The sequence below is a fragment of the Nostoc sp. ChiVER01 genome (assembly GCF_034531155.1).
GTDB lineage: Bacteria > Cyanobacteriota > Cyanobacteriia > Cyanobacteriales > Nostocaceae > Nostoc.
In genome coordinates this window covers 207,054-219,090 of the sequence record NZ_JAVRBS010000010.1, presented here as the reverse complement: position 1 = coordinate 219,090, position 12,037 = coordinate 207,054, and the positions used below count along the sequence as shown (strand labels likewise).

At 42.5% G+C, this 12,037-nt stretch carries 9 protein-coding genes; 1 reads left to right on the top strand and 8 read right to left on the bottom strand.

Features of this window, described 5'->3' with window-relative positions; genetic code table 11:
• Positions 1 to 13: 13 nt before the first annotated feature.
• The 6 genes from RMY00_RS15860 to gatB form a co-directional block, all read right to left on the bottom strand.
• The gene (locus RMY00_RS15860; protein WP_322648446.1) at positions 14 to 871 is read right to left on the bottom strand and encodes a nitrate ABC transporter ATP-binding protein; all 858 of its coding nucleotides are present in this window, start codon (positions 869 to 871) and stop codon (positions 14 to 16) included.
• Between the two features lie 481 nt (positions 872 to 1,352).
• Positions 1,353 to 3,353 carry a nitrate ABC transporter ATP-binding protein gene (locus tag RMY00_RS15855; RefSeq protein WP_322648445.1) on the bottom strand — a complete coding sequence of 667 codons (2,001 nt, stop codon included), beginning with the start codon at positions 3,351 to 3,353 and terminating at the stop codon, positions 1,353 to 1,355.
• A gap of 92 nt (positions 3,354 to 3,445) precedes the next feature.
• Positions 3,446 to 4,285, bottom strand: a complete 840-nt coding sequence (gene ntrB / locus RMY00_RS15850; protein WP_322648444.1) for a nitrate ABC transporter permease — start codon at positions 4,283 to 4,285, stop codon at positions 3,446 to 3,448.
• Between the two features lie 87 nt (positions 4,286 to 4,372).
• Complete coding sequence (locus tag RMY00_RS15845) at positions 4,373 to 5,755, bottom strand: CmpA/NrtA family ABC transporter substrate-binding protein (protein ID WP_322648443.1); 1,383 nt, start codon at positions 5,753 to 5,755, stop codon at positions 4,373 to 4,375.
• Positions 5,756 to 6,309: 554 nt separating this feature from the next.
• Positions 6,310 to 7,551 (bottom strand): bifunctional ornithine acetyltransferase/N-acetylglutamate synthase, encoded by a 1,242-nt coding sequence (gene argJ, locus RMY00_RS15840; RefSeq protein WP_322648442.1) that lies wholly within the window; start codon positions 7,549 to 7,551, stop codon positions 6,310 to 6,312.
• 648 nt (positions 7,552 to 8,199) lie between these two features.
• A complete protein-coding gene (gatB, locus tag RMY00_RS15835; protein WP_322648441.1) occupies positions 8,200 to 9,675 on the bottom strand; it encodes an Asp-tRNA(Asn)/Glu-tRNA(Gln) amidotransferase subunit GatB in 1,476 nt (491 codons plus the stop codon).
• A gap of 129 nt (positions 9,676 to 9,804) precedes the next feature.
• Here gatB and RMY00_RS15830 point away from each other — a divergent pair, with 129 nt between their 5' ends.
• Positions 9,805 to 10,317, top strand: a complete 513-nt coding sequence (locus tag RMY00_RS15830) for a DNA topology modulation protein (RefSeq protein ID WP_322648440.1) — start codon at positions 9,805 to 9,807, stop codon at positions 10,315 to 10,317.
• A gap of 312 nt (positions 10,318 to 10,629) precedes the next feature.
• On the opposite strand, the gene RMY00_RS15825 is transcribed toward RMY00_RS15830, so the two are convergent.
• Both RMY00_RS15825 and RMY00_RS15820 read right to left on the bottom strand, forming a co-directional pair.
• Entirely contained in the window at positions 10,630 to 10,860 is a 231-nt protein-coding gene (locus RMY00_RS15825; protein ID WP_322648439.1) for a type II toxin-antitoxin system HicB family antitoxin, read from the bottom strand.
• A gap of 18 nt (positions 10,861 to 10,878) precedes the next feature.
• A partial coding sequence (locus RMY00_RS15820; RefSeq protein ID WP_322648438.1) for a HEAT repeat domain-containing protein occupies positions 10,879 to 12,037 on the bottom strand: 1,159 nt, incomplete at its 5' end.

The window sequence follows — 12,037 nt, the reverse complement described above, 5'->3', positions numbered from 1 at the left end:
GGAAAAGATTAGCTTAACCTACGTCATCATGGGCAAAGCGATTAAAGAGGAAATCTAAGGCATAATTACGTAGTTGGTAGTATTGTGGATCCTCCATAATCCGGGCGCGATCGCGGGGGCGAGAAAAAGGAATTTCCATAACTTCGCCAATTTTTGCATGAGGCCCATTGGTCATCATTACCAATTTATCTGCTAAAAATAGTGCCTCGTCAATGTCGTGGGTAATCATCAGCACTGTACAACGGTTATCGCCCCAAATTTTCAGCAATTCTTCTTGTAATTCTTCTTTGGTGATAGCATCCAGCGCCCCAAAAGGTTCATCTAAAATTAAAACTTTCGGACGAATCGCCAAAGCACGGGCGATAGAAACCCGTTGTCTCATCCCACCGGACATTTGCATTGGTTTCTTTTCCATTGCATCAGCCAATCCCACCATTGCTAAATGATCGCGCACGATCGCTCTTTTTTCAGCTTGTGGTTTGTTAGGATAAACGGCGTTAACAGCTAAGTAGATATTTTCAAAAGCAGTTCGCCAAGGTAGCAAAGCATAGTTTTGGAAGACAACCATCCTATCTGGGCCTGGCTTGGTGATTGGTTCTCCTTCAAGTAACACTTGCCCGGAGGTGGGAAAGTTAAAACCGGATACCATATTTAATAGTGTCGATTTGCCACAGCCAGAGTGACCAATGACGCAAATAAATTCGCCCTGTTCTACGTTGAGGTTAACGCCGTCGAGTACGGTGAAGGGGCCTTTCTTTGTCGGATAGACTTTGGTAACGTCTTTAATTTCTAGGAAAGGTCTGTGATTGGTGGTTGTAGCGACGAATGGTTTTCCTAATGTGTTTGTAGCTGTAAAGTTACGATTTTGCATGGTATTTGGGGATTAAATAGCTTAATGTTAAACTTCAAAGATTCGTTGACTCAGAATTTGCATCAGTTCCCACGACCGCCTCAGAATGAATTCTGAGGCTTATAGCTAAAGTCTTCTAAAGAAGACTAAATGAAAGGGAGTGGGGGAACTAAGCCGCTTAATATCGAATGGAGTAAGGTTTTAAGCTGTTCGTCATCTAGTTTTACAAGGCAATCTAAGGCAGTAAAGTGGTTCAAGGCGCTAAATTATCAAATTTAAATGCGCGTCAGCTTAGTCCACTTAAGTGGACTTGGGCTATTAGCCTGAGAATTTATTCTCAGGCGATCGTAGGGACTGATGCAAGATATAACTTAACGGAGATAAAAGGTGGATTCATCCAGTTCAAAGACTCATTAACGGAGTTCAAAGGTGGATTCATCCAGTTCAGAGGTTTGCGCGTGATGTGCTACTTCTCCCACTCCCTCTTTCTCTCACCATTGTTTTATGATGCGAGTCTCCTTCTTGGTGCATCAAGAATAACTTCCGCGACTGAAAAATCACGTTTAATTTTCAAGTTGTTGAGATAAGCGATCGGATCGTCGGCGTTAAAGGGAGTACCATCGAACAGTTGAATCGGTTGGCGAATATAGCTAATATCCAAACCTAATTCTCGTGCGGCGGTGCTGAAAACACGCACTCGACACACCCGTTCCACAACTTCTACCCAATTTCTGGGGAAAGGAGTGTCACCCCAACGCGCCAATTGACTCATAATCCAAATTTGTTCGGTGCGACTGGGGCGGTTAATGGCAGACTCAGAATAAAACTGATGATGGGCATAGTCCCGCAATGGATGATTTAAGTCACAGGTGAGACTATCTGGATCTTCGAGTTGAATGTATTCTAAATCAGTGCTGACATAATCTCGCCCTGTTAAAATTCGGCGAATTTCTTGGGTATTTTCGGGATTTGCACAATACACGCAAGCTTCTAACAAAGCTTTCGTTAAGGCGATATGCGTATTTGGATAATTTTCTGCCCAATCTTCCCGCACACCAAGAACTTTACCGGGGTGTCCCAGCCATACTTCTAAGTCAGTAGCGATGGTAAAACCGACATTTTCCACAGCCGCGCGGTAATTCCAAGGTTCGCCGACGCAGTAGCCATCAATGCTTCCGGCTTTTAGATCGGCTACCATCTGCGCTGGGGGAATGGTCTTCATGTCTACATCACTGTCGGGGTCAATTCCACCAGCCGCTAACCAGTAACGCAGCAGCAAGTTGTGCATAGAAGCGGGATGCACTACCCCCATTGTATGCCGTTGTTCGTGGGTGAGAATCAGGTGATTTCTGAAATCTGATAAGGTTTGCACACCTTGGTCGTAAAAGCGTTTTGCCAAGGTAATGGCGTTACCGTTGCGAGTCATGGTAAGGGCAGTGACAACGGGTAGAGGTTGGTTATTATGTCCTCCCAAAGTTAGCCACATCGGCATCCCTGAAGGCATTTGCGCCGCATCTAAATAACCGCCACTTATGCCATCTTCTATACCCCGCCAGCTACTTTCACGCACCAGGTTAACTTCATCTAAACCGTGCTTGAGAAAGAAGCCTTTTTCTTTAGCAACAGCTAAAGGGGCGCAAGCTGTTAGAGGTAAAAAGCCAATTTCTAGGTTAACTTTTTCTAAGCCATGACGGGCAACGTCGCCAGTTTTCCGCGCCCGAATTTTCTTGATCCGTTTCTGCTGATTGAGGAAGTAAATCATCTCACTTCGCAAGCTGTAGTAGCTAGGATGTTCTACTACTTCCATGCGCTTGCGGGGTCTGGGAATATCCACTTCTAAAATGTCGCCGATTTTAGATTCGGGGCCGTTGGTTAACATCACGATTCTGTCAGATAATAGCACCGCTTCATCTACATCATGTGTCACCATCACGGCGGTAACTTGATTTTCTTCGCAGATTTGCATCAGTTGTTCTTGCAAATTGCCGCGTGTGAGTGCATCTAATGCACCAAATGGTTCATCTAGCAAGAGTAATTTAGGACGAATCGCTAAGGCGCGGGCGATCGCAACTCGCTGCTTTTGTCCACCTGATAACATTCCCGGTTGTTTATCAGCATGGGGACGCAAACCCACCATATTTATATGTTTTTCGACAATGGCGTTGCGTTCGGCTGCGGTTACACCTTTCATTACTGAGTCAACGGCGAGAGCAATATTTTCTCTAACTGTTCGCCAAGGTAATAAGGAATAATTTTGGAACACCACCATTCTGTCTGGGCCGGGTTTGGTGATTCTTTGTCCTTCGAGAGTGACAATACCTTCAGTTGGCAAATCCAAACCCGCAATCATATTTAATAAGGTAGATTTGCCGCAACCGGAGTGACCAATCAAAGAAACGAATTCTCCTTTTTTAATTTGGAGGTCGATTCCTTTGAGAGCGATATATTTGCCACCACCAGTTAATTCAAAAACTTTTTCAATTTGATCTACAGCTACAAACATCTCATTTGTCCTTTGTCTTTATGCTATTAGTCCTTAGTACTGGTCATTAGTCCTTAGCTTTTTACAAATGACCAATGACCAATGACTAATGACTATTTTTGCTCTGCTGGTAAAATCTTGTTTTGCAGCCAGCCCATCGCTTTATCTAGAAGCAACCCAACAACACCGATATAAACTAGAGCTAAAATAACTTCGCTGACGTTGTTATTTTGATAAGCGTCCCAGATGAAAAAGCCGATGCCGACAATACCGGACATGACGATTTCGGCAGCGATAATTGCTAACCAAGCTAAACCGATCGCAATTCTCAAACCAGTAAAGATGTAGGGTAATGCCGCAGGAATCAAAATATTAGTGAAATATTCTTTGCGACTAAGTTGGAGAACTTTGGCGACGTTGTTGTAATCTTGGGGAATTTGGGTAACACCGACAGCAGTGTTAATTAAAATTGGCCAAATGGCGGTGATGAAAATTACGAATAATGCTGCGGGTTCGTTTTGTCGTAAAGCTGCTAAAGAAATCGGAACCCAAGCTAGAGGTGGTACTGTCCGCAGTAGTTGAAAGATGGGGTCTAAAGCTTTGGACATGGTTTTATTAACCCCAATCAAAATGCCCAAGGCAATACCAACGATCGCAGCTAGGGTATAACTGATGGCAACTCGTTGCAAACTAGCGAGAATTTGCCAAAATAGACCTTTATCAATGCCACCTCGGTCATAAAATGGCCAGAAAATTAACACCCAAGTGTCTTGGATAACTTGTATTGGCCCTGGTAATGTAGCTCCTGGAATCCAAGCGAAGAGTTGCCAGAGAACGAGGAAGATGGCGATCGCGATCGCTGGAGGTATAAGGTCAGGAAATTGCTTTTTCAGGCTGGATATAAAGCCATTACTCAATCTAGGGCTTGCAGGACGTTTTTGAGCTATTGTCATGATGTTGTATTCTCCGCAAATTTTATTGTTATTTGTTTTAGTTTTAGACGCGATGAATCGCGTCTCTACAAGTGATGAATCGCGTCTCTAGATACTGACTTTTTTGATTTTTAAACTCTTCAAATATTCTTCTGGTTTTTCGGGGTCAAATTTGATGCCATCAAAAAACTGTTCTACACCACGGGATGTATTTGTAGGAATATCAGCAGCAGCAATGCCAGCTTCTTTGGCAGCTTCTTTCCAAATATCTTCCCGGTTGACTTTGTTAATAAGTTCTTTAGCCTTAGCAGCATTATTGTCTACGTAATCTTTTGGTAAGAATCCCCAACGAACGTTTTCAACTATGAACCATAAATCATGACTCTTGTATGGATAAGAAACATTACCTTTTTCATCTTTCCAGTAGTAAGCAGCCATTGATTTATCATCAATTTTGCGGCCATCACCCATGTCATATTTGCCTGCGTATGGGTCTGCTAGGATTTCTGGTGAAGGAAGATTGAAATAATTTCGTCCAGCCAAAATCTGAGCCGCTTCTTTACGGTTATCAAAATTATCTAGCCACTGTTGGGCTTCCATAATTCCTTTTAAAATTGCTTTGGTAGCTTTAGGATTTTTATCAACCCAATCGCCTCTCATGGCAAGATATTCTTCAGGATGATTCTTCCAAATTTCTGCGGTTAATGCTGCTAAGTAGCCGATTTTGTCTTGAACCAGGCGATAAGGCCAGGGGTCGCCTGTACTAAAGGCATCCATCGTTCCTGTTTTCATGTTGGCCACAGTTTGCGCCGCAGGTACTGTGAGCAACTTGACATCTGCATCCGGATCTAAGCCGCCTGCTGCTAACCAGTAGCGAATCCACAAATCTTGGTTGACGTGGGGAAAGGTAAATGCAGCTGTGAAAGGGGTTGAAGATTTTAATTCCTTAAACAAAGACTTGGCGCTGGCTAATTCTAAACTTATACCTTTACCTTGATGCTTATTTGCGATCGCAATTCCATTTCCATGTGTAATTAATTGACATAAGACATACATGGGAATTTTTTGATTGCCTTTGGTAATTAAACCTTCTGTAATTAAATGTGGCATTGGCATCTGCCATTGACCACCATCTATACCACCACCAGCAGAACCAATTTCTACGTTGTCCCTTGCTGAACCCCAAGAAGCTTGCTTGGAAAGGTCAACATTAGTCATGCCATACTTAGCAAAAAAGCCTTTTTCTTTAGCAATAATTAAAGGAGCCGCTTCTACAATAGGAATATACCCCAGCTTGACTGTAGTAGTTTCTGGTGCTTGTTCGGAACTAACATTAGCAACCGACTGAGCAGTTGGTTGTGATTTAGTGTTTCCACCAGTTAAGTTTTCAGGAGGATTACCTAAACAGCCTTTAAGAAATACAGCACTCGCCGATGCTCCAGCTGTGAAAATGAATTTGCGGCGGGAAATTTGATTAAAAAATTCTGTCATAATATTCTCCTGAAAACGTAAATTTTATTTTTATAGCTATGGCAATTTAGACAATAAACGTTATGTTTATTGCGCTATTAATGATTAAGCTATATTTTGCAAAGCAACGGCAGTCATTTTATCAATGACAGAGCTACCTATATAAAAACTCGGCTAATTTATTGGCTCTGCTCTAGTGTGGTGCAGAGGTCTCATTCACCTTGTTGAAATCAGTTTACAGCCTTTCAAGTTCAATTTGTTCACTTGGAGTCTGGATTTATTAAACAAATATTAAATTGGATGTATAAGGAAAAGGTTATGTATTTTCCTTAACTATATGAATAATTCTTAATGTATAATATTTTATCTATGGAGACTATTAATTTTATAGTATGATTTGCTTTTTAGCTTATTTTGCAACTATATATTTAGTAGTATTTTCTAATATATAAACTCTTACTTATGAAGACTATTATGTTGGCACTATGGTTTAGAGTAGCACAGGTAGCTGTGCTACTCTAAAAACGCATTTGTATAAACCTGAAAGGAGAATCGGTATACCTGTAAAGAAGATTTTAAGTAGTGTATTCGGCGTTAATCCTCACGTAGTCATAACTTAAATCACAACCCCAAGCTTTACCTGAACCATGACCATTGCCAATGTTAACGGAGATTAATACAGTATCCTCTTGGAGATAAGCACCCACCACTGCTTTTTTCAAATAAGCACTCGCTGCTACACGGTCGAATTGTAGAGGTTGCCCATTTTCCAACATTAAGAAATCCCCTAGCTTAATTTGCAGGTTTTCTTGTTCAAAGGGTACACCTGCACGTCCGGCAGCAGCGGCGATGCGTCCCCAGTTAGGATCATGCCCAAAGATTGCAGATTTAACTAAGGATGAACCAGCGATGGTTTTGGCTATTTGTCGGGCTGAAATTTCATCATGGGCCCCTGTTACTTCTACTTCAATTAGACAGGTTGCGCCTTCACCATCACGAGCGATCGCTTTAGCTAAATGCTGACAAACTGCTGTTAACATCGCCTCTAATTTCTCTGCTTCTGCGCCCCATTCTGTAATTGCTGGGGTACGAGATTGACCATTTGCCAAGGCGATTAAGCTATCGTTGGTGCTGGTATCGCCATCCACAGTAATGGAATTGAAACTTTTATCGGCTGCTCTTGCCAACATCTGTTGCCAAAGAGCTGGCGAAACCACAGCATCACAAGTAACAAATGCTAGCATGGTTGCCATGTTAGGGTGAATCATACCAGAACCCTTGGCAATACCACCAATTCGTACCGGGCGGTCGCTTATAGTCGTCTCTAGGGCGATGGATTTTGTTACCAAGTCTGTAGTGATAATCGCTCCGGCGGCGGCATCTGAGCCTGTTTGTGATAGTGCTGCTACTACTTTGGGAATCCCACTTCGCAAAGCATCCATCTTAATTCTTTGACCAATCACGCCAGTGGAAGCCACTAACACAGATTCAGATGGGATGTTTAGTGCTTGACCTACTGCCATAGCAGATTCTAAAGTGTCAAGGTAGCCTTGACTCCCTGTAGCGGCGTTAGCTTGTCCGGCGTTGCAAAGGATGGCACGAGCGCTCTGTTTAGCTTGTAAGCGTTGGCGACAATATTCTACGCAGGCGGCTTTAACTTGACTAGTGGTGAATACACCAGCTGCGATCGCTTCCACCTGTGAGAATATCAAAGCTAAATCTGGCAACCCCGAAGGTTTCAACCCTGCGGTAATTCCCGCCGCTTGATACCCCCTTGGTGCTGTGATGCCACCTGTGATTTTATGCCAATCTGCCATTATTCTTCCTTACAACTATCAAGTTGGATAGGTCAATTTGTGCTTTGGAAAAGTGCTTTCAAAAAGTGCTGAGTTAAGAGTTAGAAGTTAGGAGTTGAAAGTTATTAGTTTTTTCCCACTTCCCCTAATCCTTACTCTCCTCTCCCTTTTTTATGAGTTTATTTGCTGATGGCAATAATAATCCACTAGTTGGCGATTAGCATAATTGTTTTTACCTTTCTTATGAAGAAAGACAAAAGCAGAAAAAAAGAGCCATTTGGGTCACTCCCCAGATCATTACGGTGCATCTTTTTCTGACACCATATCATTTCTGATCTAAGGGTTAATACTTATATATAAGATGGGTTCTAAAAATTTTATGAAGCATTTACGTAAATACCACATAAATCCAATAAAAAAGAGAGCCACTTAGGCAGCTCTCCAGATCATCAGGGTGCATCTACTTACCACAGCATAGCATTTTAGGTATGGGGGCTGTCACCAGTTTTTATATGAAGATTTTGTAAAGAATCACCGGGAAAATACGTAGTTGGGCATTGGGCATGGAAAAGAGGACTTGGGGACAAGGAGAATTGGGGACAAGGGGAAAGACTTGTTGGAAGTTCTAAACTTTTGTCACCTTGTCCCCTCCGCTCCCCTGCTCCCCTGCTAGGCGTTCAGTTTTTTCTCCACCAATTCCGTAGTTAGCTTAGGATCAGCACGTTTGCCTGTTTTTTTCAGAACTTGTCCGACAAAGAAGCCTTTGATGTTGGTGTTACCGTTGCGATATTTTTCTAGTTCTTTGGGATTGGCAGCTATGACTTCATCAACAATAGGTTCTAGTACACTAGGATCGGTGATTAACTCTTGACCTGCAAAGGCTTTTTCAGGAGAAATACCAGTGAGTAAATCTGGCAACTTTTCTTTAGCTTGAGCATTGCTAATTTTGCCCGTTTCAATGCGAGTGATGATATCAGCTAGATTGGTGGGAGTTAGGGCGATTTGAGTAATACTGAGTTTTTGCTTATTGAGGTGGGCGGTGATATCTTGAGTAATCCAGTTTGCAGCAGCTTTGGGATTTGCTCCAGATGCGATGGCAGTTTCAAAATATTCCGCTATTGAACGATCTTCTGTTAGCACTCGCGTATCGTAAGCCGAAAGCCCCAACTCACTTTCATAATGATGGCGTTTGTGGGCTGGTAATTCTGGTAGTTCGCTACGCCATTGCTCTAATTGTTCATCTGTCACCTCAATTGGTGATAAATCTGGTTCGGGGAAGTAGCGGTAATCGCTAGAACCTTCTTTCACCCGCATACTACTTGTGCGTTGAGCGCCTTCTTCCCACAGCCGAGTTTCTTGGATAATGCGATCGCCTGCTTCGATGGCGGCTATTTGACGTTCAATTTCATAGTCAATCGCCCGTTGGATGGCGCTGAACGAGTTCATGTTTTTAATTTCTACCTTCGTGCCAAATTCCTTTCGTCCCACTGGACGCACAGAGATGTTGACATCGCAGCGCAGAGATCCTTCTTGCATATTACCGTCACTTACGCCGAGATACCGGACAATCCGGCGCAACTCTTCGGCATATTCAGCAGCTTCTAATCCAGAACGCAAATCAGGTTCCGAGACAATTTCTACTAACGGTACACCTGCGCGATTGTAGTCTACCAGAGAATAGGAAGAACCGGAGAGGCGATCGCTACCTGCGTGTACCAATTTTCCAGCATCTTCTTCCATGTGCAGACGTGTGATGCCAATGCGTTTACGAATCGGATTCCCGTTAGCATCTACCAACTCAATTTCTAACCAACCATGTTCTGCGATCGGTAGATCATATTGAGAAATTTGGTAATTTTTGGGTAAGTCAGGATAAAAATACTGTTTCCGGTCAAACTTGCTATATCTAGCGATTTGACAATTCAGTGCCAAACCAGCCTTGACGGCGTATTCTAATACTTTTTCATTGAGTACAGGTAAAACCCCAGGTAAACCCATACAAACCGGATCAATGTTAGTATTTGGGTCAGCACCAAATGCCGTAGAGCTATTAGAGAAAATCTTGGTATTTGTACTCAGCTGACAATGGGTTTCTAGACCAATAATAGCTTCATACTCAGTTTTTACGGTTGTGGCAGTGGTCATAATATCAATATTTGGGCATAATCCTTCTTAGGGTACTATTGTAGCGGCGTATTGAGTTGTCCTGAAGACGGTTATTTGGGTGAGCAATGCTTACCCTTTTGAGCTTGAAAAGGGAGATGCAAACACAAGGTGAAGAAAATCTTAATTATTGGTTCTGGGGGTGCTGGTAAATCTACCCTAGCCCGCGAACTGGGAACCATCTTAGGCTTAGAAGTAATTCACTTGGATGCTTGGTATTGGAATCCTGGCTGGGTTGAGACTCCAAAAGCTAAATGGCAGAGCATAATCCAAGACTTAACCCTACGAGAATCTTGGATTATGGATGGTAACTACAGTGGTACTCTCGACATTCGTTTATCGGTTGCAGATACGGTAATTTTTTTGGATTTTCCCCGGATTTTGTGTTTGGCGCGAATTATTAAACGTCGCTTCATGTATGCTGGACAATCCAGACCTGATATGGCATTGGATTGTCCTGAAAGATTGAACTGGGAATTTCTCAAATATGTATGGTCATACCCAATTAATCGTCGCCCTGAAATTATCAAAAAACTTAGTCAATTAACACTAAATCAGCAAGTTATTATTCTTTGCAAAGAAACAGAAGTCAGAAATTTTTTACAAAAAATTTCCCCCTATTAAGATTTCCATAATTAATTTATATTAAATTAACTGAAAGAACCAGACAAGAATTAGTGAAATTATATTTGGAAAACTTACTATTACAACAGATACAGCATTGTGTTTATCTCGCTATTTTTGTAACAGCGCTCAGTTTTAGTTGAATTTACAAACACAATACGATATCCGTCAAACTCTTGAAGAAAATGTAGAAGTTTATAATCAAATACCTACAGTTTCGTTTAATCATGTAACCTAATACTTATTACGTTAGCGACTTTGCTTACTCCTGCAAAGAAGCAAGCTACGTTTAGCGTCTCGTAGAGAGCATCATTACGAATTACAAATTACAAATTCTTTTAACGACTTTTCTAGTGTTTTGGGCTCTGGTAGAAGTTGACCGTCAGCCAAAGATGATTCAATCAGCATTTCTAAAACTTCTTGAGCATTTTTGAAAGCTTCTTCGTAAATATCTCCGTGAGTATGACAAAATCCCCATTCAGGAAGACTCACAACAAAACACTCATCTTCATCAGACCACTGAATAACGATTGTATATTTCATATTTACTCATACACTCTTTTACTTCTCTAATTCTGCCAATTTCTGTTGAGCAAAGTTTCGCACTTGCCCATCTGGGTCATTCTCTACTTTGTCGCGCAACAGTGGTAAAGTCTGGGGATGTTGAGGAAATTGCTTGATAATTATCTCCAGTGCAACGCGCCGAGGGTTGGAATTAAACGGGAAATTACGTCTACCCTCAAAGGAGTCATTTACAGCACAGTTGTAGTAAATTTCAAACAACTTAAGCTGATTTCTGAAGTATTTGGCTAATGCTTGGATGGCTGCACATCGCACATCCTCATCATCATCAGCAGTGGCGCGGTCTTTGAGAATCGAGCGGATGTCTAGGTCATCTTTGAAATTGCTGGCTAATGCTTCGATGGCTGCATATCGCACATTCCCATTATCATCAGCAGTAGCGCGGTCTTTGAGAATCGAGTGGGTGTCTGGGTCATCTTTGAAATTACTGGCTAATGCTTGGATGGCTACACGTCGCACATCCCAACTATTATCAGTAGTGGCGCGGTTTTTGAGAATCGAGTGGGTGTCTGGGTCATCTTTGAAATTACCGGCTAATGCTTGGATGGCTGCACGTCGCACATCCCAATTCTTATCAGTAGTGGCACGGTATTTGAGAATCGAGTGGGTGTCCGGGTCATCTTTGAAATTGCTGGCTAATGCTTCGATGGCTGCACCTCGCACATCCTCTTCATAATCAGTAGTAGCGCGGTCTTTGAGAATCGAGCGGATGTCTAGGTCATCTTTGAAATTGCTGGCTAATGCTTCGATGGCTGCACCTCGCACATTCCCATTCTTATCAGCAGTGGCGCGGTCTTTGAGAAACGAGCAGGTGTCTGGGTCATCTTTGAAATTGCTGGCTAATGCTTCGATGGCTGCACGTCTCACATCCCAACTATTATCAGTAGTGGCGCGGTCTTTGAGAAACGAGCAGGTGTCCGGGTCATCTTTGAAATTACTGGCTAATGCTTGGATGGCTGCACCTCGCACATCCTCTTCATAATCAGTAGTAGCGCGGTCATTGAGAAACGAGCAGGTGTCTGGGTCATCTTTGAAATTGCTAGCTAATGCTTGGATGGCTGCACTTCGCACATCCCCATTCTTATCAGCAGTAGCGCGGTCTTTGAGAATCGAGTGGGTATCCGGGTCATCTTTGAAA

What these genes read in the sequence shown, in the direction of transcription:
- gatB (WP_322648441.1), bottom strand. Translation starts at nt 9,675, where the DNA reads ATGACCACTGCCACAACCGTAAAAACTGAGTATGAAGCTATTATTGGT.
- argJ (WP_322648442.1), bottom strand. Translation starts at nt 7,551, where the DNA reads ATGGCAGATTGGCATAAAATCACAGGTGGCATCACAGCACCAAGGGGG.
- ntrB (WP_322648444.1), bottom strand. Translation starts at nt 4,285, where the DNA reads ATGACAATAGCTCAAAAACGTCCTGCAAGCCCTAGATTGAGTAATGGC.
- RMY00_RS15855 (WP_322648445.1), bottom strand. Translation starts at nt 3,353, where the DNA reads ATGTTTGTAGCTGTAGATCAAATTGAAAAAGTTTTTGAATTAACTGGT.
- RMY00_RS15825 (WP_322648439.1), bottom strand. Translation starts at nt 10,860, where the DNA reads ATGAAATATACAATCGTTATTCAGTGGTCTGATGAAGATGAGTGTTTT.
- RMY00_RS15860 (WP_322648446.1), bottom strand. Translation starts at nt 871, where the DNA reads ATGCAAAATCGTAACTTTACAGCTACAAACACATTAGGAAAACCATTC.
- RMY00_RS15845 (WP_322648443.1), bottom strand. Translation starts at nt 5,755, where the DNA reads ATGACAGAATTTTTTAATCAAATTTCCCGCCGCAAATTCATTTTCACA.